Source organism: Streptomonospora wellingtoniae (assembly GCF_031845375.1).
GTDB classification, from domain to species: Bacteria; Actinomycetota; Actinomycetes; order Streptosporangiales; family Streptosporangiaceae; genus Streptomonospora; species Streptomonospora wellingtoniae.
In genome coordinates, this window is the sequence record NZ_JAVREK010000019.1 from 61,737 (window position 1) to 83,352 (window position 21,616).

Here is a 21,616-nt window from a genome sequence, read left to right on the forward strand (position 1 = left end):
GTCCCGCGGCTGGACCGGAAGCGTCCGGATACCGACCAGATGGTATGTTGTCCCACGGCCGAGGCAAAGAGCAGGCGGCCGCGGCCGCGCGGCCCCCTCCGGTGCGAGGGCGGCCCCGCTCGGGCGCAGGCCGCCGGGCGAGCAGAGCGTGGGAGAGCGCATGGGCGAGACAGGTGTGACGAATCCGCCGGGACTGGACCTGCAGCGGCTGGGGGAGTACCTGGAGCAGGCGATCCCCGGCATGCTCGCCGGTCCGCTCACCGGCGAGGTCATCGCCGGAGGGCGCTCCAACCTCACCTACAGCGTCACCGACGGCCGGGGCCGCTGGGTCGTGCGCCGGCCGCCGCTGGGCCATGTGCTGCCGACCGCCCACGACATGGGCCGTGAGCACCGCGTCGTCACCGCCCTCGACGACACCCCCGTCCCGGTTCCGCGCACCGTGCTGCTGTGCCAGGACACCGAGGTGATCGGGGCCCCGTTCTACGTCATGGAGTACGTCGAGGGGATGCCGTACCGCAGCGCCGAGCAGCTCGACTCGCTCGGTGCCTCCCGTACCGGCACCATCGCCGCGTCGATGATCGACACCCTGGTTGACCTGCACTCCGTCGACCCCGCGAGCGTCGGCCTGGCCGACTTCGGACGGCCCGAAGGGTTTCTGGAGCGGCAGCTGCGCCGCTGGCGGAAGCAGCTGGAGGCCTCGCGCAGCCGCGAGCTGCCCGGCATCGACAAGCTGCACGAGCGCCTCGGCGCAGAGGTTCCGGACTCGCCCCAGCCGACGGTCGTCCACGGCGACTACCGCCTGGACAACCTGCTCGTGGGCGCCGACGACGAGATCAAGGCCGTGCTGGACTGGGAGATGTCCACACTCGGCGACCCGCTGACCGACCTGGCGCTGATCATCACCTACAGCAGCGCCGCCCTGGTCGGCAGCAGCACCGTCAGCAACGCGCACACCGCCGAGGGCTACCCCGACGCCGACGAGATCATCGCGCGCTACGCCGAGCGGTCGGGCCGCGACGTCTCGTCCCTCGACTGGTACGTGGGCCTGGCCTTCTTCAAGCTCGCGGTGATCCTGGAGGGCATCCACTACCGCCACAGCAAGGGCCAGACGGTCGGCGACGACTTCGACCGGATCGGTGACGTGGTGCCGGTCCTGGTCGACGGCGGGCTCAGGTACCTCGACGGCTCCTGAGCACCGGTGCGCCGGGCCCGCCGCTGCTCAGCCGGGCCCGGTCGTGCGGGGCGTCGAGGTCCTGCACCGGTCCGGCGGGGACGATGCGCCTGGGGTTCAGCGCCCCGTGGGTGAGGTAGTAGTGGCGCCGGATGTGGTCGAGGTCGGTGGAGCGCCGGAAGGCCGTCAGCGAGTAGAGCTCGCGGGTGTAGCCCCACAGGTTGGGGTAGTCCGCCAGGCGGCGGACGTTGGTCTTGAAGTGGGTGTGGTAGACGGGGTCGAACCGGATGAGGGTGACCCACAGCCGCACGTCGGCCTCGGTGATGTGGTCGCCGGTGAGGAAGCGCCGGGTTGCCAGCCGGTCCTCCAGTTCGTCCAGCGCCTCGAACAGCTCGTGCACGGCCGTGTCGTAGGCCTGCTGGTCGGGCGCGAAGCCGCAGCGGTAGACGCCGTTGTTCACGGCGGGATAGATGCGGGCGTCCAGCGCGTCGATCTCGGAGCGCAGGTCCGCCGGGTAGAGCTCGACGTCGTGCTTGGCCCAGGCGTTGAAGCGGGTGTCGAGGTCGATGGTGATGTCGGGGAAGTTGTTGCTGACGATCCGCCCGGTGGCGGTGTCCCACAGCACCGGCACCGAGATATGGCCGTCGTAGCCGGGCTCGGCGGCCTCGTAGGCCTCGCGCAGCAGAGTGAAGTGCCCCACCGTGTCGGGGCCGTGGCCGGGCCCCTCGCGGAAGGCCCAGCCGCGGCCGTCGCGGACGGGGTCGACGACGCCCACCGAGATCGCGTTCTCCAGCCCCTTGAGCTTGCGCACGATCAGGCTGCGGGTGGCCCACGGGCAGGCGTAGGAGGCGTAGATGTGGTAGCGACCCGCCTCGGCGGGGAACTCGGAGCCGCCGATGCGGCCCCGGAACGGGTAGGCGGGGCGCTGGAACGCCGCGCCCGCGGGCGCGGTCAGCCGGTCCCCGTAGTCGCCGTAGAACCCGAAGTCGACGGGTGTGGCGACGATGGCGGTGCGCACGTTGTGCCTCCCGGTGCGGACGACGGCTCCGGCGCGGTCCGGTCGCGCGGGCGCGTATCTGCTCCCGCATACCCGTACCCCGCCGGCGCCGGTGCTGCACGCCGCCCGGGCGCGCACGCCGAAAGGAACGCCGGGAACGCGCCGCGCTGCACCCCCGCCGAGGGCGGTGGCGCGCGGTGCGTGTGCGGATACGCACGTCGCAGGGGGCGGGCGCCGCGGGCCTCGGTTCCACTTACCACCGGGTAGCTCGATACGCTGCTCTCAATTCCGTCCATGGTCGCGAAGCGCCGTTCGGCGCGCAGAGGAGCACGAAATGTCCCGATCGGCACTGGTCACCGGCGGAAACCGCGGAATCGGCCGGAGAATCGCCGGCGAGCTCGCCGCGGCCGGGGACCAGGTCGCGGTGACCTACCGCTCCGGCGAGCCCCCCGAGGGGCTGCTGGGAGTCACCTGCGACATCACCGACACGGCCCAGGTCGACGCCGCGTTCAAGCGCGTCGAGGAGGAGCAGGGGCCGGTCGAGGTGCTGGTCGCCAACGCCGGCATCACCAAGGACAACCTTCTGGCCATGATGACCGAGGACGAGTTCTCGTCGGTCCTGGACACCAACCTCACCGGCGCCTTCCGGGTCGCCAAGCGGGCCGCGCGCGGCATGATCCGCCGCCGCAGCGGCCGCATCGTGCTGGTCTCCTCGGTCGTGGGCCTGATGGGCTCCGGCGGCCAGACCAACTACGCCGCGTCCAAGGCCGGGCTGGTCGGCTTCGCCCGCTCCCTGGCCCGCGAGATGGGCTCGCGCGGCATCACCGTCAACGTGGTCGCCCCCGGCTTCATCGAGACCGACATGACCGCCGAGCTGCCCGAGGAACGCCAGGCCGAGATCAAGAAGAACGTCCCGCTGGGGCGCTTCGGCTCGACCGGGGAGATCGCCAAGACGGTGCGCTTCCTGGCCAGCGAGGACGCCGCCTACATCACCGGAGCCGTGATCCCGGTCGACGGCGGCCTGGGCATGGGCCACTGACGAAAAGCGGCGCCCGCCCCGCACCACCCCCCGCACCACCCCCGCGAACGCGCCCCCCGACCCCTGGTACCACCGACCACACGAGAACAGAACGGCAGGCTTGAATGGGACTCCTAGAGGGCAAGCGCATCCTCGTCACCGGGGTGATCACCGACAGCTCGATCGCCTACCACGTCGCCCGCATGTGCCAGGAGCAGGGCGCCACCGTCCTCCTGACCGGGTACGGGCGGCTCTCCCTCGTCGAGCGGATCGCCCAGCGCCTGCCGGAAGCGCCGCCCGTGCTGGAACTCGACGTGACCGACGACGAGCACCTCGCCAGCCTCGCCGACCGCATCCGAGAGCACGTCGACGGCATCGACGGCATCGTGCACTCGATCGGCTTCACCCCCCAGGAGGCGCTCGGCGGCAACTTCCTCAACACCTCCTGGCAGGACGTCGCCACCGCGATGCACACCTCCACCTTCTCGCTGAAGTCGCTGTCGACGGCGGTGCTGCCGCTGATGAAGGACGGCGGGTCGATCGTGGCCATGGACTTCGAGAACGAGGTCACGTTCCCGGTCTACGACTGGATGGGCGTAGCCAAGGCCGGGCTCGCCTCCACGGCCCGCTACCTCGCCCGCTACCTGGGCGAGCACGACGTCCGGGTCAACCTGGTCTCGGCCGGGCCGCTGCGCACCATGGCCGCGCGCTCCATCCCCGGCTTCGCCGAGCTGGCCGACGCCTGGCCGGCGCGGGCGCCCCTGGGCTGGGACACGAACAACCCGGAGCCGGCCGCGCGCGCGGTGGTCGCGCTGCTGTCGGACTGGTTCCCCGCCACAACCGGCGAGACCGTGCACGTCGACGGCGGATTCCACTCCACCGGCGCGTAGACTTCCCCCGCCGAACGACGCGGATCGCGGGCGCCCCTCCAGCAGTGGCGGGGGCGCCCGCGTTCGCGTTCGCGTTCGCACGGCCGAACAGCCACGCCAGAGAACGAGAAGGGACCGCCACCATGGATCTCGGACTGCACGGCGCCCGGGTCGTCATCACGGGCGCCAGCCGCGGGATCGGCCGCGCCATCGCCCAGACCTTCGCCGAGGAGGGGGCCGACCTGGCGATCTGCGCCCGCACGGCCGAGCCGCTGCAGCGCGCCGCCGACCAGCTGCGCACGGGCGGACGCACGGTGGTGGAGCGGGCGCTGGACGTCTCCGACGGCGAGGCGCTGCGCGGGTTCGTCGACGCCGCCGCCGCGCAGCTGGGCGGAATCGACGTCCTGGTCTCCAACGTCTCCGGCGGCAGCGCGGCGATCTCTGAGCAGTGGGAACGCGGCTTCGCCACCGACATCATGCCCTTCGTGAACCTGGCCGAGCACGCCCGGCCGCACCTCGCGGCCTCCGAGCGCGGCGGGTCGGTCGTGCTCGTCTCCTCCACCTCGGCGCTGCACACCACCGCGCCCGCCGGTCCCACCGCCTACGGCGCGGTCAAGGCGGCGCTCAACCACCACGCGGCCGCCCTCGGGCACCGGCTGCCCGCGGAGGGGATCCGCGTGAACACCGTCTCGCCCGGCCCCATCGAGTTCGAGGGCGGCGGCTGGGCGCGCCGGCGCGGCTCCGACCCCGACTTCTACAACAGCATCCGCGACCGCATCCCCGTGGGGCGCCTCGGCCGCCCCGAGGAGGTCGCCCGCGCGGTCGCCTTCCTCTCCGGCCCGGCGGCGTCGTTCATCACGGGCGCCAACCTGGTGGTCGACGGCGGGTTCGTCGACCGGGTCTGAGCTCGGCGCACCACCGATCTATTCCCAAAACAGCGGAGCTAGCACCTCTGACCTGGGCAAACGCACTCCATCGCGAGACACTCACGAAATCCCGTTATCGTTCCGTGACATTCCCTGAAGTGGGTCTGGAGCGGGCCGGTTCACCCTCGTTTTGTTCCTCCGGTACCGCCGACCAGAGGGAGGCCCCACACAGCTTGTAGCCATCGTCACTGGAAATCGTTTTCCTTCACGATGGCTACAAGATCGACGGGATACAGCGGACGGGGCCTCAGCCTTCGCGCAGTACCTGTGCCAGGCGCGTGTGGCGCGGCAGCGCCGCCTTGTCCCGCACCGCCTCGGCCAGTGCGGGGCCGGTGGCCTGCACGATCGAAAGGTGGCGCCGTGCCGCCGCCATCGCCGTGTAGGCCTGTGGCCGCGAGGCCCGGGTCTCCGGCGGGAACACGGCGACGACCGCGGTCCACCGGCTGCCGTGCGCGGCCGCGACCGTGACGGCCCAGCCCGGGCGCAGGTGCGCGGGATCGGCCACCGGGCACAGCGCGCCGCCGGGCAGCTCGACCGCCGGGACCGGGCGGCCCGTACCGCCGGATTCCCCGCCGGAGCCGCCGCTGTCCGTGCCGACGCGCAGGTAGCCGACGTCGCCTGCTGCGTAGCCCGGCCCGTCGGCGGTGACCAGCACCCGGTCCCCGGCGTCCAGACCGCCGTAGGTACCGGGCCCCGGGTTGAAGCGCTCCTTGCACGCTGTGTTCAGCGCGTCGGCCCCCGCCTCTCCGCCCCGGGTGGCGGTGACGATCTGCACCTGCTCGGGCGGTATCTCCAGGGCTCGGGGGATCGAGTCGGTGATGAGCTGCACGGTGCGGTGGGCGGCGGCCGTGGCGGAGCCGGCAGGGACGACCACCACCTCGCGCCCCGGAGACGAGGCCTCGTCCAGTTCGCCGTTCGCCACGCCTGCCGCCGTACGCGCGATGGGCCCGGAGTCCGGGTCGTCCGGAAGCTCGGCGACGTGCACGGTACGCGAGGAGGCCAGGTCGGCCGCGACGTTGCCGGGCGCCGCAGAGGGCGCCTGGGCGCGGTCGGCCAGCAGCACGAGGTGCGTGCCGTCGGCGCAGGCGTCGACCAGAGCGGCGGCGCGCTCGACGTCCAGCCACATCGCGCCGGCCACCACCACGAGCCCCGCCTCGATCGGCCGCTCGGAGCCGCGCGCGTGCACACCCCGGGCGCGGGTTTCGAGCAGGGAGGCGAGCGGCACGGCGGTCGCGCTGTCACCGGCGCCGAGTCCGGCGAGCGCGGCGTTCAGGTCGGCGGCGGCCTGGGAGGTGGGCGCGGCGACCGCGATGCCGACCTCGCTGTCGGCGGCGATGGCGGCGGCGCAGGCGATGGTGTGGGCGACAGCGGTGTCGGCGCCCGCGCCGTGTTCGAGCACGCAGACCCCGCGCAGCGCCACGGTCACCAGCGCCGCGGCGGTGCGCGGGTCGACCGGGGCGCCGAGGCGCTCGGCGGTGGCCTCGACGGTCTCGGCGGCGGTGGCGGAGTCCATGATCGGCTCGCTCGTGCCGACGAGGCGGACCAGGCTCTCGCCCAGATCCTGTTCGGCCAAGCCCAGGCGCGTGAGGGCGTACCAGCGGTCGGGGTCGGGCATCTCGCCCGGGTCGCCCTCGTCGAAGTCGTCGTCGGGCTCGTCGAACATCTCGAAGAGCATGACCTCGCCCGCGTCCAGTGCCGCGTTCATCGCCGGTTCCACCGAGCGGACGCCCGCCGACCGGAGCGCGCCGGCGAGGCGCTGCTCCTCCAGCGCCGTATGGCCCTCACGCGCGGCACGGCGCAGCAGGTGCGCGGCCAGCGCCCGCCCGCGCCGCGGGTCGTCGGGGGAGGCTTCGTCGCCCAGCGCGCGCCGGGCGCAGAAGTCGGCCTGCTCCAAGGTCACCCCGCTGACGGCCAGCAGGCGCCAGGGGTCGGCGGAGACCTCGGCGCCGGCGTCGGGACCCAGCGCCGCCACCAGGGGATCCGCGAGCGCGGCGGGCGCTCCCATCCGCTCCAGCGCCGCCCGGACACGGCCGGCGGTCTCCCCGCCGGGATCCGCCGCCGGACCCGGACCGCCTGCGGGGCCCTGCGGTGTCGGCACCGGCGTCGGCGCCTCGGATCCGGGGGTGGCGGACATGGTGAACGGTCCTCTCCGACGGTGGTCCCTGCCCTTCGGAGCTTAGCGACCCGGCTGACTCCCGGTCGCCGACGCCCACACCCCCGGATCCCGCCCACTCGATGCCCGGGGCGCCGTCAGGGGCTCAGCGCGGGGACGACTCCGGCTCGGGTGCCGACGACGCGTCGTCCAGCGCGTCGCGGATCTCCCGGGGCAGCTCCACGCTCTCCATCGACAGGATCTCCTCCAGCTGGGCGGTCGTGCGCGGACCCACCGCGGCGGCCGACACGCCCGCGCGGTCGCGGACCCAGCTCAGGGCCACAGCCAGCGGCGAGACGCCCAGCCCTTCGGCGGCCGTGCAGACCGATTCGACGATGCGCCGGCTGCGTTCGTCCAGATACGGCTCGACGTAGCCGGCCATGTGCTGGCGGGCCGCCCGGGAGTCGCCGGGGACCCCGTTGCGGTACTGGGCGCTGAGCACTCCGCGGCCCAGCGGCGACCAGGCGACCAGGCCCGCGCCGTGCGCACGCAGGGCCGGCAGCAGATCCTGCTCCGGGGCGCGGTTGAGCAGGGAGTACTCGCAGCCGGCCGCGACGATCGGCGCGCCCGCGAACCGGGTGGCTGCGCGCTGCCAGGCGGAGTAGGTCGCGAACTGCCAGGCGGAGAAGTCGCCGGTGGCGGCATAGCGCACCTTGCCCGCGCGCTGGGCCGCCTCCAGCGCCGACAGGGTCTCCTCGACCGGGGTGTCGGGATCGTGCACGTGCAGGTGCCACAGGTCGACGTGGTCGGTGCGCAGTCGGCGCAGCGACGCGTCCAGAGCCGCGAGCAGGTGGCGGCGCGACAGGTCGCAGGGCCGGAACCCCTGCGGTGTGTGCCCCGACTTGGTGGCGATGATCACATCGTCGCGACGCACGACCCCGCTCACCAGCCGCCCGACGATGCGTTCGCTCTGGCCGCCGCCGTAAATATCGGCGGTGTCGATCAGCGTCCCGCCGGCGTCCACAAACGCGGTGAGCTGATCGGCGGCGTCCTCCTCCTGGGTGTCCTTTCCCCAGGTCATCGTGCCCAGGGCCGTACGGGAGACCCACAGCCCCGATCCGCCCACCTGTCGCTGTTCCATGGCGCGGAGATTACCGCGTACCGCCGTCAGCGACTCTGGGCCGCTCCGGGGGATTCCGAGGTCACCCGAAGTCACGCCGGTGCGGGCGGGCCCGGAGCGGCCCCGCCGCCTTCGGCGCCGCCGGGGCTCCGCGAGGATGTCACGCACCCCGAGATCCCAGTAAGCTGCCGTGGTCTGCCCCCGCACGCGGCACGGAGCCGCTCCTTCGGCTGCGCTGCCGACGTAGGCGCTGCTCCCGCGCACCGGCGTGCGGGCGCCCGGCCGTGCCTTGCGCTCCCACGGTCGGCCGCGGCGGTTCGCCCCCGCACGCGCGAACGCCAGGGCACTGGAGCCCCCCGCACCCGACCGAAGACCCAGGAGCCGAGCCCGCCGTGTCCATAGTCGAGGCCATCTTCCTTGGTGTCATCCAAGGACTGACCGAATTCCTGCCGATCTCCTCCAGCGGCCACCTGCGGGTGGTATCCGCCTTCCTCGGCTGGCCCGATCCCGGGGCCGCCTTCACCGCGGTCAGCCAGATCGGCACCGAGCTCGCCGTGCTCATCTACTTCCGAAAGCGGATCTGGGCGATCCTGTCCACGTGGTCGCGGTCCTTGTTCGACTCCGAGCTGCGATCGGACATGAACGCGCGGATGGGCTGGTACGTCATCATCGGCACGATCCCGATCGGCGTCCTGGGCCTGGCGCTGGAGGAGCAGATCGACAGCCTCTTCCGCGACCTGCGGCTGATCGCCCTGACCCTGATCGTGTTCGGCGTGTTCCTGGGCCTGGCCGACCGGTATACGCGCAAGCACCGCACCCTCGTCGACCTGACGGTGAGCCGCGGCCTGGTCTACGGGCTGTTCCAGACGCTGGCGCTGATCCCGGGCGTGTCGCGCTCGGGCGCCACCGTCACGGGCGGAATGCTGCTGGGCTTCAAGCGCGCCGACGCCGCGGAGTACGCCTTCCTGCTGGCCATGCCGGCGGTGTTCGCCTCGGGCATCTACAAGCTCACCGACATCGGCTCCAACGAGTACGCCGGCTGGACGGCCACCGTCGTTGGGACCGTCGTGGCCTTCGTCATCGGCTACGCCGTCATCGCCTGGCTGATGCGCTTCATCTCCACGCACAGCTTCATGCCCTTCGTCTACTACCGCTGCGCGCTGGGCGTGCTCATCCTGGCACTGGTGAGTTTCGGACTGCTGGATCCCACCGGCGGCAGCGTGGGCGACGAGACGCAGACGCCCGCCTCCCAGGGTGAGCAGAGCCGCGAGCACAAGGCCGAGGACGACACGGCCGCGGAGAACGGGCAGAGCCCCCGGCCCTCCTCCTCGCCCAGCGCCGAGTCCTCGCCCTCGGCCAGCACCGACCCGGTCACAGACTGGCCCATCGACCCCGAGACCGGGCTGGCCCAAGACCCCGAGACCGGCCAGCACCGCGACCCGGACACCGGAGAGAACGTCGAGATCGATCCGGAGACCGGCCTGCCCATCGACCCCTACACCGGGCAGCCCTACGACCCCCGGGCCGACACGGCCCCCGAGTCGTAGACGCGCGGATATGGTTGCGCCAATGGGCACCCCGACGCAGCAGCAGCGGTCCCCCTCCACCGAGAACGGGGACCCCAAGCCCGAACCCGTCGCGACGTTGCTGCTGGTGCGGCACGGGCTCACCGAGTCCACCGGCAGCACCCTGACCGGCCGCAGCCCCGGCGTGCACCTCGACGACCGCGGCCGCGCGCAGGCCGCCGCCCTCGCCGAGCGGCTGCGCGGGCTCCACCTGGCCGCGGTGGTCTCCAGCCCCCTGGAGCGCTGCCAGGAGACCGCCGGCATGGTCGCCGCGGCCGCCGGGCACGAGGTCACCACCGACGACCGCTTCGTCGAGTGCGACTACGGCACCTGGACCGGCCGCAGGCTCGGCGACCTCGCGAGCGAGCCGCTGTGGCGCACCGTCCAGGCGCACCCCAGCGCGGCCCGCTTCCCCGGCGGCGAGAGCCTGAGCGGGATGTCCGCGCGCGCGGTGGCCGCCGTACGCGACTGGAACGACCGGCTGACAGCCGTCGAACCCGCCCCGGTCTACGTGGTGTGCAGCCACGGTGATGTCATCAAGGCGGTGGCGGCCGATGCGCTCGGCCTGCATCTGGACCAGTTCCAGCGCGTGCAGGCCGACCCCTGTTCGCTGACCGCCGTGCGGTACACCAGCGTCCGCCCGTTCGTCGTCCGGCTCAACGACACCGGCGGCTCGGTGGAAGGCCTGGCGCCCGCACCGGACCAGGCTTCGGGCGACGCCGCGGTGGGCGGCGGCGCCGGGGCCGCCCGGTCCACCGAGGGCGGCGAATCGCGAGGCTGAGCACGATCCTCTAGGGTTCATTGCATGTCCGTGTTCGAGTACGACCCGCCCGACCGCTTCATCGCAGGGACGGTCGGGCAGCCGGGGGAGCGCACCTTTTTCCTGCAGGCCGCCGGTAGCGGCCGCGTCACCAGCGCCGTCGTCGAGAAAGCTCAGGTGTCGGCGCTGGCCGAGCGCATCGAGGAACTGCTGGAGGAGGTGCGGCAGCGCTTCGGCGAGCCGCTGGAGGCCGCCGAGGCGGCCGAGTCGGACGACGGGCCTCTGGAGCAGCCCATCGAAGAGGACTTCCGGGTGGGCACCCTCGCTCTGGCCTGGGACGCCGAGTCCTCGCGGGTCATCGTCGAGGCCCAGCAGGCTGAGGAGGCCGACGACGAGGACACCGAGGAGGTCGAGGTCTTCGCCGAGGACGCTCCCGAGGGGCGCGACGTCCTGCGCGTGCACCTGACCGCAGGCGCGGCGCGGGCTTTCGCTGGCAGGGCGATGAAGGTCGTCGCAGCCGGTCGGCCCGACTGCCCGCTGTGCGGTCAGCCACTCGACCCCGCCGGGCACATCTGCCCGCGCCAGAACGGGTACAAGCCCGGGGTGATGTGAGTCAGGCGAGGCAGGCGGAGCAAGCGGGACCGCTAGGGACGGGGACATGACCGCGTCGTTCGAAGGGCTGTCGACCGGCGACGCCTTGGAACTGCTGAGCACCGGGGAGCTCACACCGGTGGGACGGCTGACCGAGGCGTCCAACGCCACGCTGTACTGCACCGTCTCCGCCCCCGGCGGAGCCGAGGCCGGGTGCGTCTACAAGCCCGTCGCCGGCGAGCGGCCGCTTTGGGACTTCCCCGACGGCACCCTCGCCGGCCGCGAGCTTTCGGCGTTCGCCGTCTCCGACGCGCTGGGCTGGGACGTCGTACCGCCGACCGTCTTCCGCGACGGCCCGTTCGGCGAGGGCATGGTCCAACTGTGGATCGACGGCGACACCTCGGTGGACCTCGTTGAGCTCGCCCGCGACACGCTGCACCCCGGACTGCGGCGCATGGCGGTGTTCGACGCGGTCATCAACAACTCCGACCGCAAGATCGGGCATCTGCTGCCGATTCCCACCGGCCATCTCTACGGCTGCGACCACGGCGTCTCCTTCGCCGAGGAGTACAAGCTGCGCACCGTGCTATGGCAGTGGCAGGGCGAGCCGCTCGCCGACGACGCCGTGGCCGGGCTGGCTGCACTGGAGGGGCGGCTGCGCGACCCCGACAGCCCGGTGGCCACGGAGCTTCGCCGCCACCTCACCGGGCCGGAGGCCTACGCGGTCCTGCGCCGCGTCGAACTGCTGCGCCACCACGGCGTGCATCCCTTCCCCTCGCCCGACTGGCCCGCGGTTCCTTGGCCCCCGGTGTAAGCAGGGGCGCCGGGGAGGGGCGCGGCGCCCGTACCGGTGGCCGCGGGCCGGGCCGTCCGCCGTCCTCGCCGCCCCGGCGGGTGGGCCGCCCGTGCCGACGCAGATGCCGGTGTGCGGCTCGCAGCGAGGCGCCTGGCTAGGCGCCGCCGAGGTAGTCGGCTCGGCCCTGGTCGTCGACGTCGAAGGCTCCCCGGGGTACGAGGCAGAACTCGTTTCCCTCGGGATCGGCCATGACCAGGAACCCTCCGTCGGCGTACTCCGGCAGGCGGCGGCCGCCCAGCTCCTCGATCCGGCGGCGTTCGGCAGCGGGGTCCGCGCAGGACAGGTCGAGGTGCACCCTGTTCTTTCGCGCGTCCACGTCGTCGACCCGCTGGAACACCACGCCGGGCCCCGCGCCGGGGCCGGGATCGCCCCCGGCGTCCGCACCGGCTTCCGCCGTCCCGCGTCCCAGGAAGACATACGGTCCGACGCGCGCCGCGATCGGCCTGCCGAGGACCTGCGACCAGAATTCCGCCAGCCGCTCCGGCTCACGGCAGTCGACGACGACGTCCCTGATGTCCACTTCTGCCATACGCCGAGGCTTTCATGCGCCGCGCCGCACCGCATGCCCGGACCACGGCCACCCCTGGCCACCCCGCGACGACCTCGGCACACGACTGCCGGAACCACGTGATCGCCCTCCGCCACCCGTGCCCGCCCGCACCGTCCCGCCGACCGCAGCGCCGCGGAACACGCCGCATGGCGGGCGCGTTGGCGGGGTGTGCGGTGTTCCCCAGGCCCGCGACGGGCGGCCGCGCTGAAGCGGAGGCGGTATGTGCACAGTGATCGTCGGCTTCGACCCGGAGGCCGCCACTCCGCTGGTCTTGGCGGCACTGCGTGACGAGATGCTCGACCGGGCATGGGAGACCCCTGCCGCGCACTGGCCGGACTTCCCCGACCTCGTGGGCGGGCGGGACGCCCGCGAAGGCGGCACGTGGTTGGCGGCGCGCCGCGCCGGCGCCCCCGGATCTCCGGGCGTGGCCGCCCTGCTCAACGGCATCCCGCCGGGCGCCGCTTCCCCCGCCGACACGACGGTGCCGCCCGGTACGGCGCGCTACAGCCGCGGCCGCCTGCCGCTGGCGGCCGCCGCCGGCGGCAAGCTCGACCTCGACGCCGGCGATGCCCGCCACTACGATCCCTTCCACCTGCTCGTCGCCGACCCCGACCGGGCGGTGCTGAGCTCGTGGGACGGCGGCGCGCTGCGCGAAGAGCCCGTTCCCGTCGGAGTGACCGTCCTGGTCAACTCCGGCTGCGACGCCGAGGCGCCGCGCGCCCGCCGCCATCGGCCGGTGTTCGAGCGCACCCGTCCCGACCCGCCTGAGCCGGAGCTGGCCGCGGCCGAGTCCGTCGAGGCGGTGTGGGGCGGATGGCCCGCGCTGCTGGACGAGGCCGCGCGCGGAGACGCCCGCACCGGCGGCTTCGGCGACCGCGCGGACGATCCCGCGTCCCTGATCGCCCGTTCCGAGTTCGAGGGCGGGCGGGCGTGGGCGACGTCCTCGGTGACCCTCGCGGCCTTGGGGCGCCGCACGCTGCGCTACGCCTTCTCGGCTCGTCCCGGCGACCCGGCGGCCTGGTACCTCGTGCGTTGAGGGCCGCTACGCCAACCGGTCCGCACCCTCCGCCGTTTGACCCGCAGGTAAACCGCGTGCCCGAGGCAGGCGTCTACCAGGCCCGGGACCCTGTGCGCGCCGCTGCCATGGCGGTCCCGTGACCAGGCCCGGAGCGGGCGCGTCCGCCTCGAACGGCGCGGCTTCCCGTCGGTTGCCGGGAACCGTGTCGGACGCGGACCCGTCCGAAGGGCGCACGCAGCGTCTCGATCGAGGGGCGGGTGGGGACCATGGCGCCAAGGCAGGCATGGCCGAGCCGCGCCGGCCGGCGACGGCCTGCCGCGGCGGAGCGCGCCTCGGCCGAGCGCACCGCGGGTCCGGGGCAGGGGCCGGCCCGCCGGAGAGCCGGCGTACTGGAGAGAGCCAGCTACTGGCTGCTCTACGTAGTGGCGTTCCCCGCCGGGCTGCTGCACTGGAGCGCGGGAAACCACACGTCCGCCCTGCTGTGCGCGCTGGCGGCGGCCGCCGCGGCCGGCTGCATCGCCGGCTCCCACCGCCGTCGCTGACGCGGGGCGCGCCGAGCGTGGCCGAAACTACGGTGCTCCGGGGATTCCGCGCACAAAGCGGCCGATATCCTCGAGCTATGCGCTCTTGGCCCGCTCCAGACCTCCTCCGCCTGCCCGGCAACGGCGGTCCGCTCCGTGTCCACGACACCGTCTCAGGAGCCCTCCGCCGGCTCGATCCCGGTCCCACGGCCCGGATGTACGTCTGCGGGATCACTCCCTACGACGCCGCCCACCTCGGGCACGCCTTCACCTACCTGGCCTTCGACCTGGTGCAGCGGGTACTGCGCGACGCCGGGCACCGGGTCGACTATGTGCAGAACGTCACCGACGTCGACGACCCCCTGCTGGAGCGAGCCCGGGACAACGGCGAGGACTGGCGCGAACTCGCCGAACGCGAGATCGACGTCTTCCGCGAGGACATGGCGGCGCTGCGAATCCTGCCGCCGCGCGCCTACGTCGGCGTCGTGGAGTCGGTGCAGCTGATCGCCGACTTCGTCGAGCGCATCCGCGCCGCGGGCGCCTCCTACGAGCTCGAAGGCGACGTCTACTTCTCCGTCGCCGAGGCCGCCAAGTTCGGCGAGGTCGGCGGGATGGACCGGGACCGGATGCTGGAGCTGTTCCCCGAACGGGGCGGCGACCCCCGGCGCCCCGGCAAGAAGGACCCCCTGGACTGGCTGCTGTGGCGCGCCGAGCGCCCCGGCGAGCCCGCCTGGGACACCACGCTGGGGCGCGGCCGCCCCGGCTGGCACGTCGAGTGCAGCGCGATCTCGCTCAACGAACTGGGCATCGCCTTCGATATCAACGGTGGCGGCGACGACCTCGTCTTCCCGCACCACGAGATGGGGGCGGCCGAAGCGCGCTGCGCCACCGGCACCGGTCCGCACGCCCAGACCTACATGCACGTGGGCATGGTCGGGCTCGACGGCGCGAAGATGTCGAAGTCGCGCGGCAACCTGGTCTTCGCCTCGGAACTGCGCAAGCGCGGGGTGGACCCGATGGCGGCGCGGCTGGCCATGCTGCCGTTCCACTACCGCACCGCCTGGCAGTGGAGTGAGGACGTGCTGCAGCAGGGCGCGCGGCGCCTGGACCGCTGGCGCGCGGCCGCCGACCTGGCGGCCGGACCGGACGCGACGCCTGCCCTGGAGCGTGTCCGCGCGGCGCTGGCGGACGACCTGGACACCGCCGCGGCGCTCGCCGCCCTCGACGAGTGGGCCGACAGCGCCCTGGCCGGAGGCGGGGACGACCCTGCCGCCCCCGCCCTGATGCGCGACACCGCCGACACGCTCCTGGGAGTGCGGCTCTAACAGCCTGTGGGGAACCGGATGATCACCCGTCCGCGGACCGCGGCCCCGTGCGCATTGGCCGGGCGTGCGGCCACAAGTGGACGAGAGGCCCGCGCAGGCCACGACCACGTGTCCGTCCGTGGTGGGATGGTGGCCATGACCACCCCCACAGAGCAGACTTCCGCGGCATCCCTCATCCAGGCGTTCGTCGGGACCGGCGACGGGCTCGCCGACCGCGCGGACCTCGCCGCGTTCCTCCGCAAGCACCGGCTGGTGGCCGAAGGGGCCATCCCGATCACGCTGGCCGACTTCGAGGAGGCGGTCTCGCTGCGCGACGCCATCACTGCGCTGCTGCGGCGCGCCGGGGGATCCGCCTTCGACGAGGAAGCCCTCGTGCGCGGGCAGCGGATCCTCGACGGACTGCGCGTCACCGTGCGGCTGGAGCCACCGGAGGACCCGCTGCAGCTGCTGGCGCCCGCCGTCGTCGACGAGGTCCGCCGCGGCCTGGCACGGATCGCGGCCGCCTGGGCGACGCTACTGGCGACCGGCGAGTGGCGCACCATCCGCGTCTGACCCGGCCGCCCGCCTGAATGGCCATACCCCGGACCGCCGGTGAGCCGAACCGCGGCCCCTCCGCTGCACCGGGCAAACCCGGAGGCGCACCGGAACCGCGGCGGCAGGGGTCGCGCGCCGGCGCAGTGAGCGTCGGCGGATCTCCGGACGGGGAACCGGCGTCCGGGAACAGGTCCGGCGGCCCGCCCCGGGCCCGGCCCCTCCCCGCCGCGTCAGCAGGCGGGGCAGGGAGCGGGCCCGGGGCGCTTGCGGCCTCAGCCGCGGCCGCGGCGCTTGAGGTAGCGCTCGAACTCGCGGGCGATGGCCTCGCCGGTGGCCTCGGGCAGGTCGGCGGCGTCCTTGGCTTCTTCCAGGCTGCGGACGTAGCCGGCGATGTCGTCGTCCTCGGAGGCGAGCTCGTCGACGCCGCGCTCCCAGGCGCGCGCTTCCTCGGGCAGATCGCCCATCGGCACGGTGAGGTCGAGCACGTCCTCGACGCGGCGCAGCAGCGCGAGGGTCCCCTTGGGGCAGGGCGGCTGGGCGACGTAGTGCGGCACGGCGGCCCACAGCGACACCGCCTCCAGCCCGGCGGAGTCGAAGGCGTCGTGCAGCACACCCAGGATCCCGGTGGGGCCCTCATAAGAGGTGGGCTCCAAGTGCAGCGAACCGCGCAGCGCGCTGGGGGATGTGGAGCCGGTCACCGGCACCGGGCGGGTGTGCGGGGAGTCGGCCAGCAGGGCACCCACCAGCACGATCCGGCGCACTCCCAGCTCGCGGGCGATGGAAAGCAGGTCGCCGGCGAATCCGCGCCAGCGCATGTTCGGTTCGGGACCGCTGACCAGCACCACGTCGTTGCGGGCGCCCTTGGGGCGGGCGACCGAAACGCGCGTGGCCGGCCAGGAGATGCCGCGGTGCTCGCCGTCGACGACGGTCGCGCGCGGGCGCGATACCTGGAAGTCGTAGTAGTCGTCGGGCTGCAGCGCGAGCAGCTCGTCGGCGTCCCAGGTCGAGGCCAAGTGCTCGATGACCGCGCTCGCGGCTTCTCCGGCGTCGTTCCAGCCCTCGAACGCGGCAACCATGACAGGCTCGACGAGCTCGGGTGCGCTGTCGAGCTCGGCCACTGACCGCCTCCTCACGTATCCCGGGCGCCCTGTGCGGCGGATCCGGGGTCAGTCGTCGGATCGACCGCGCGTGAAGCCCACGCGCGGTCCAGCCCTACCACGAGAGTCCGCGGCGGCGACAGCCAACCGGCCGCCCGGCGCCGCGCGTCCCGCGCAGCGGACCACGACCACCCTATGGCTCCGGGCTTCACCGGCATAACCGACCGGCGCCGCGCGTTTGTTCCACAGCGGACGGCACAGGTGCCCGGCGCTGAACGCACACCGCCTGACCTGCTCGTTCGTCTGAGAAATGGCGAGGGGGCACCCCCTCGCCCCGCCGCGCAAGACGGCCGACACTACAGTTGAAGATTATGAGTTCTCGACTCTCCTTCCGTGATGCCCTCGCTCAACGTGTCATCATCGCTGACGGCGCGATGGGCACGATGCTTCAGGCCCATGATCTGTCACTCGACGACTTCAACGGGCTCGAAGGCTGCAACGAGATCCTCAACGTGACTCGGCCCGACGTGGTACGTGCCACGCACGCGGCCTTCTACGACGTCGGCGTTGACTGTGTCGAGACCAACACCTTCGGCACCAACTACGCCGCGCTCGGAGAATACGACATCCCCGAACGCACGTATGAGCTCGCCGAGGCCGGCGCACGCCTGGCCCGCGAGGTCGCAGACGAGTACACCACCCCCGACCATCCCCGATACGTCCTCGGCTCGGCCGGGCCCGGGACGAAGCTGCCCACCCTCGGACACATCGACTTCGCCACCATCCGCGACTACTACGAGCAGTGCCACATCGGCCTCATCGAGGGCGGCGCCGACGCCATCCTCATCGAGACCTGCCAGGACCTGCTGCAGACGAAGGCGGCCGTGATCGCCGCGCAACGGGCACGGCGGGCCAAGGGCGTCGACATCCCGATCATCGCCCAGGTGACCATCGAAACCACCGGCACCATGCTGCTGGGCTCGGAGATCGGCGCCGCGCTGACCTCCTTGGAGCCGCTGGACATCGACGTCATCGGGATCAACTGCGCCACCGGCCCGGCCGAGATGAGCGAGCACCTGCGCTACCTCTCCCAGCACTCGCGCGTGCCCATCTCCTGCATGCCCAACGCCGGCCTGCCCGAGCTCGGCGCCGACGGCGCCGTCTACCCGCTGCAGCCCAGCGAGCTCGCCGACGCCCACGACTCATTCACCGGCGAGTTCGGGCTGTCCATCGCGGGCGGCTGCTGCGGCACCACGCCCGAGCACCTGCGCCAGGTCGTCGAGCGTGTCGGCGGGCGCGGCGTCAAGGAGCGCAACGCCTCCGACGCCGCCGCCGCGGCCTCCTTGTACCAGAGCGTGCCCTTCCGCCAGGACACCAGCTACCTCGCCGTGGGCGAGCGCACCAACGCCAACGGTTCGAAGGTGTTCCGCGAGGCGATGGTGGAGGAGCGCTTCGACGACTGCGTGGAGATCGCGCGCGACCAGATCCGCGACGGCGCCCACATGCTCGACCTCAACGTCGACTACGTGGGCCGCGACGGCAGCGCCGACATGCGCGAGCTGGCCTCGCGGATGGCCACGGCCTCCACACTGCCGATCATGCTGGACTCCACCGAGCCCGCGGTGATCGAGGCCGGGCTGGAGATGCTCGGCGGCCGCGCGGTGATCAACTCCGTCAACTACGAGGACGGCGACGGCCCGGACTCCCGGATGAAGCGGCTGATGCCGGTCATCAAGGAGCACGGCGCGGCCGTCGTCGGCCTGACCATCGACGAGGAGGGCCAGGCCCGCACCGCCGAGTGGAAGGTGCGCGTGGCCTCCCGCCTCATCGAGGAGCTCACCGGCGAGTGGGGCATGCGGCGCGAGGACATCATCATCGACGCGCTGACCTTCCCCATCGCCACCGGCCAGGACGAGACCCGGCGCGACGGCATCGAGACCCTGGAGGCCATCAAGGAGATCAACCGGCTCTACCCGGGCGTGCAGACCACGCTGGGCCTGTCGAACCTCTCCTTCGGCCTCAATCCGGCCGCGCGCATCGTGCTGAACTCGGTGTTCCTGCACGAGTGCGTCGAGGCCGGGCTGACCTCGGCCATCGTGCACGCCTCGAAGATCCTGCCGATGAACAGGATCCCCGACGAGCAGCGCCAGGTCGCCCTGGACATGATCTACGACCGGCGCGAGGGCGACTACGACCCGCTGTCGAAGTACCTTGACCTGTTCGAGGGTGTCGACGCGCAGGCGATGAAGGCCTCGCGCGCCGAGGAGCTGGCCGCGCTGCCGCTGTGGGACCGGCTGGAGCGCCGGATCATCGACGGCGAGATGGCCGGCATCGAGGCCGACCTGGACGAGGCGCTGGCCGAGCGGCCGGCACTGCAGATCGTCAACGACACTCTGCTGGCCGGCATGAAGGTCGTCGGCGAGCTGTTCGGCTCCGGCGAGATGCAGCTGCCCTTCGTGCTGAAGTCGGCCGAGGTGATGAAGTCGGCCGTGGCCCACCTCGAACCGCACATGGAGAAGTCGGACGACGACGGCAAGGGCCGCATCGTGCTCGCCACCGTCAAGGGCGACGTGCACGACATCGGCAAGAACCTCGTCGACATCATCCTCTCCAACAACGGCTACGACGTCGTGAACCTGGGCATCAAGCAGCCGGTCTCGACGATCCTGGAGACCGCCGAGGAGCAGAAGGCCGACATCATCGGCATGTCCGGGCTGCTGGTGAAGTCCACGGTGATCATGAAGGAGAACCTGGAGGAGATGAACTCCCGGGGCATCTCCGAGAGCTACCCGGTGCTGCTGGGCGGCGCGGCGCTCACCCGCTCCTTCGTCGAGGAGGACCTCGCCGGGCTGTTCGACGGCGAGGTGCGCTACGCGCGCGACGCCTTCGAGGGCCTGCGCCTGATGGACGCCTTCATGGCCGTCAAGCGCGGCGTCGAGGGCGCCGAGCTTCCCGCGCTGCGCCAGCGCAAGGTCAAGGGCGGCGCGAAGCTGGAGGTCACCGCGCCCGAGGACATGCCCGCGCGCAGCGACGTGGCCACCGACAACCCGCTGCCCACTCCGCCGTTCTGGGGCGACCGGATCAGCAAGGGCATCCCGCTGGCCGAGTACACCGCCTTCCTGGACGAGCGGGCGACGTTCATGGGCCAGTGGGGCCTGAAGGGCTCCAAGAAGGGCGACGGCCCCAGCTACGAGGAGCTGGTCGAGACCGAGGGCCGGCCGCGCATGCGGGCCTGGCTGGACCGCATCCAGACCGACGGCCTGCTGGAGGCCGCGGTGGTCTACGGGTACTTCCCCTGCTACAGCGAGGGCGACGACCTGGTCGTGCTGGACGAGGAGGGCGGCGAGCGCGTCCGCTTCACCTTCCCGCGCCAGCGCCGCGACCGCCACCTCTGCCTCTCGGACTTCTTCCGGCCCAAGGAGTCGGGCGAGCTCGACGTGCTGCCGCTGCAGGTCGTGACCGTCGGCTCGGCGATCAGCGGGGCGACCCAGGAGCTGTTCGAGAAGAACGCCTACCGCGACTACCTGGAGCTGCACGGGCTCTCGGTGCAGCTGACCGAGGCGCTGGCCGAGTACTGGCACACGCGCATCCGCTCGGACCTGGGCTTCGCGGGCGAGGACCCCGAGGACCTCGACTCGTTCTTCAAGCTGGGCTACCGGGGCGCACGGTTCTCCCTGGGCTATGGAGCATGCCCGGACCTGGAGGACCGCGCCAAGGTGATGAAGCTGCTGGAGCCCGAGCGCGTCGGCGTCACGTTGTCCGAGGAGTTCCAGCTCGTTCCCGAACAGGCAACCGACGCGATCGTCATTCATCACCCGGAGGCGAAATACTTCAACGTATGACCGCTATCGGCGCGCCCCTGCAGGCAGTCCTGTTCGACATGGACGGCACCCTGATCGACAGCGAACACCTGTGGGGGCGGGCCGAGTCGGCCACGGCGGCCTCCCTCGGCGGCGAGTGGACCGCGCAGGACCACCGCCGCAGCATCGGGGGAGCCGCCGTGCCGGTGGCCCGCTACATGATCGAGCGGGCCGGTGCGCGCGCCGGCGCGCACGACGTCGCCGACCGGCTGCAGGCGGAGTTCGCCCGCCTGCTCGCCGGCGGCGCCGAACCTCGCCCGGGAGCCAAGGAGCTGGTCGCCCGGGTCGCGGCGTCCGGCGTTCCCTCGGCGCTGGTCACCTCCACGGAGCGGGCGCTGGTCGACTCGGCGATCGGCGCGATCGGGGTCGACAGCTTCGACGTCTCGGTCGCCGGCGACGAGGTCGCGGCCAACAAGCCCGACCCCGCTCCCTATCTCACGGCCGCTCGGATGCTGGGCGCCGAACCGGCGCGCTGCGTTGCGTTCGAGGACTCCGAGGTGGGCGTGGCCTCCGCTCTGGCGGCGGGCTGCGCGACGGTCGCCGTGGTCGACCAGGTCGCCTTCACCCCCGGCGGGCGGCTGCACGTGCTGGAGTCGCTGGCGGGTGTGGACCTGGACTGGGTCGGGTCCCTCGTAGCGGCCTGACCGCCGTAGCGGTACCTCCTGCTGCACGGACGGCCTTTCGCCGTGCGGCGCGTTGCCACACACCGGCCTCCGCGGCACCGGGGGCGGTCCTGCCCGCTCCAC

The 21,616-nt window shown here is 72.7% G+C and carries 19 protein-coding genes; 14 read left to right on the forward strand and 5 right to left on the reverse strand.

Annotated elements, in window-relative coordinates:
• Positions 1 to 160: 160 nt before the first annotated feature.
• Positions 161 to 1,192: a phosphotransferase family protein gene (locus tag RM446_RS17300; protein WP_311546369.1), complete on the forward strand. Its 1,032-nt coding sequence runs from the start codon at positions 161 to 163 to the stop codon at positions 1,190 to 1,192.
• Here the strand turns inward: RM446_RS17300 and RM446_RS17305 are convergent.
• Positions 1,170 to 2,189, reverse strand: a complete 1,020-nt coding sequence (locus RM446_RS17305; RefSeq protein ID WP_311546370.1) for a glutathione S-transferase family protein — start codon at positions 2,187 to 2,189, stop codon at positions 1,170 to 1,172. The genes RM446_RS17300 and RM446_RS17305 overlap by 23 nt on opposite strands.
• A gap of 313 nt (positions 2,190 to 2,502) precedes the next feature.
• On the opposite strand from RM446_RS17305, the gene fabG reads away from it, so the two are divergent.
• The 3 genes from fabG to RM446_RS17320 all read left to right on the forward strand — a co-directional run bounded on the left by fabG (position 2,503) and on the right by RM446_RS17320 (position 4,960).
• Entirely contained in the window at positions 2,503 to 3,207 is a 705-nt protein-coding gene (fabG, locus tag RM446_RS17310) for a 3-oxoacyl-[acyl-carrier-protein] reductase (RefSeq protein WP_311546371.1), read from the forward strand.
• A gap of 104 nt (positions 3,208 to 3,311) precedes the next feature.
• Positions 3,312 to 4,076, forward strand: coding sequence for an enoyl-ACP reductase FabI (gene fabI / locus RM446_RS17315; RefSeq protein ID WP_311546372.1), 765 nt, complete (start codon positions 3,312 to 3,314; stop codon positions 4,074 to 4,076).
• Between the two features lie 122 nt (positions 4,077 to 4,198).
• Positions 4,199 to 4,960 (forward strand): SDR family NAD(P)-dependent oxidoreductase, encoded by a 762-nt coding sequence (locus RM446_RS17320; protein WP_311546373.1) that lies wholly within the window; start codon positions 4,199 to 4,201, stop codon positions 4,958 to 4,960.
• Positions 4,961 to 5,228: 268 nt separating this feature from the next.
• Here RM446_RS17320 and RM446_RS17325 read toward each other — a convergent pair whose 3' ends face one another.
• Together RM446_RS17325 and RM446_RS17330 are read right to left on the reverse strand one after the other, a co-directional pair.
• The gene (locus RM446_RS17325; RefSeq protein ID WP_311546374.1) at positions 5,229 to 7,115 is read right to left on the reverse strand and encodes a helix-hairpin-helix domain-containing protein; all 1,887 of its coding nucleotides are present in this window, start codon (positions 7,113 to 7,115) and stop codon (positions 5,229 to 5,231) included.
• 124 nt (positions 7,116 to 7,239) lie between these two features.
• Positions 7,240 to 8,214, reverse strand: a complete 975-nt coding sequence (locus tag RM446_RS17330; protein WP_311546375.1) for an aldo/keto reductase — start codon at positions 8,212 to 8,214, stop codon at positions 7,240 to 7,242.
• 371 nt (positions 8,215 to 8,585) lie between these two features.
• Here RM446_RS17330 and RM446_RS17335 point away from each other — a divergent pair, with 371 nt between their 5' ends.
• Genes RM446_RS17335 through RM446_RS17350 form a run of 4 tightly spaced genes read left to right on the forward strand, consistent with a single transcriptional unit; the run spans position 8,586 to position 11,923 of the window.
• Positions 8,586 to 9,740 (forward strand): undecaprenyl-diphosphate phosphatase, encoded by a 1,155-nt coding sequence (locus RM446_RS17335; RefSeq protein WP_311546376.1) that lies wholly within the window; start codon positions 8,586 to 8,588, stop codon positions 9,738 to 9,740.
• Between the two features lie 22 nt (positions 9,741 to 9,762).
• Positions 9,763 to 10,539: a histidine phosphatase family protein gene (locus RM446_RS17340; protein ID WP_311546377.1), complete on the forward strand. Its 777-nt coding sequence runs from the start codon at positions 9,763 to 9,765 to the stop codon at positions 10,537 to 10,539.
• A gap of 24 nt (positions 10,540 to 10,563) precedes the next feature.
• Complete coding sequence (locus tag RM446_RS17345; RefSeq protein ID WP_311546378.1) at positions 10,564 to 11,130, forward strand: DUF3090 family protein; 567 nt, start codon at positions 10,564 to 10,566, stop codon at positions 11,128 to 11,130.
• 46 nt (positions 11,131 to 11,176) lie between these two features.
• Positions 11,177 to 11,923 (forward strand): SCO1664 family protein, encoded by a 747-nt coding sequence (locus RM446_RS17350; RefSeq protein ID WP_311546379.1) that lies wholly within the window; start codon positions 11,177 to 11,179, stop codon positions 11,921 to 11,923.
• A 136-nt stretch (positions 11,924 to 12,059) separates the two neighbouring features.
• Here the strand turns inward: RM446_RS17350 and RM446_RS17355 are convergent, their stop codons facing one another.
• On the reverse strand, positions 12,060 to 12,494 hold the full coding sequence (locus RM446_RS17355) for a VOC family protein (protein WP_311546380.1): 435 nt from the start codon (positions 12,492 to 12,494) through the stop codon (positions 12,060 to 12,062).
• 241 nt (positions 12,495 to 12,735) lie between these two features.
• Here RM446_RS17355 and RM446_RS17360 point away from each other — a divergent pair, with 241 nt between their 5' ends.
• From RM446_RS17360 to RM446_RS17375, 4 genes are all read left to right on the forward strand, one after another.
• Positions 12,736 to 13,551, forward strand: a complete 816-nt coding sequence (locus RM446_RS17360; protein ID WP_311546381.1) for an NRDE family protein — start codon at positions 12,736 to 12,738, stop codon at positions 13,549 to 13,551.
• A 248-nt stretch (positions 13,552 to 13,799) separates the two neighbouring features.
• The gene (locus tag RM446_RS17365; protein ID WP_311546382.1) at positions 13,800 to 14,075 is read left to right on the forward strand and encodes a hypothetical protein; all 276 of its coding nucleotides are present in this window, start codon (positions 13,800 to 13,802) and stop codon (positions 14,073 to 14,075) included.
• A gap of 77 nt (positions 14,076 to 14,152) precedes the next feature.
• Positions 14,153 to 15,379, forward strand: a complete 1,227-nt coding sequence (gene mshC / locus RM446_RS17370; RefSeq protein WP_311546383.1) for a cysteine--1-D-myo-inosityl 2-amino-2-deoxy-alpha-D-glucopyranoside ligase — start codon at positions 14,153 to 14,155, stop codon at positions 15,377 to 15,379.
• A gap of 135 nt (positions 15,380 to 15,514) precedes the next feature.
• On the forward strand, positions 15,515 to 15,931 hold the full coding sequence (locus RM446_RS17375) for an ABATE domain-containing protein (protein WP_311546384.1): 417 nt from the start codon (positions 15,515 to 15,517) through the stop codon (positions 15,929 to 15,931).
• 254 nt (positions 15,932 to 16,185) lie between these two features.
• Here RM446_RS17375 and RM446_RS17380 read toward each other — a convergent pair whose 3' ends face one another.
• Complete coding sequence (locus RM446_RS17380) at positions 16,186 to 17,031, reverse strand: PAC2 family protein (RefSeq protein WP_311546385.1); 846 nt, start codon at positions 17,029 to 17,031, stop codon at positions 16,186 to 16,188.
• Positions 17,032 to 17,381: 350 nt separating this feature from the next.
• Here RM446_RS17380 and metH point away from each other — a divergent pair, with 350 nt between their 5' ends.
• The gene (gene metH / locus RM446_RS17385) at positions 17,382 to 20,852 is read left to right on the forward strand and encodes a methionine synthase (RefSeq protein ID WP_311546386.1); all 3,471 of its coding nucleotides are present in this window, start codon (positions 17,382 to 17,384) and stop codon (positions 20,850 to 20,852) included.
• The gene (locus RM446_RS17390; protein WP_311546387.1) at positions 20,849 to 21,514 is read left to right on the forward strand and encodes an HAD family hydrolase; all 666 of its coding nucleotides are present in this window, start codon (positions 20,849 to 20,851) and stop codon (positions 21,512 to 21,514) included. Before metH ends, RM446_RS17390 begins: the two co-directional genes overlap by 4 nt.
• Positions 21,515 to 21,616 lie beyond the last annotated feature (102 nt).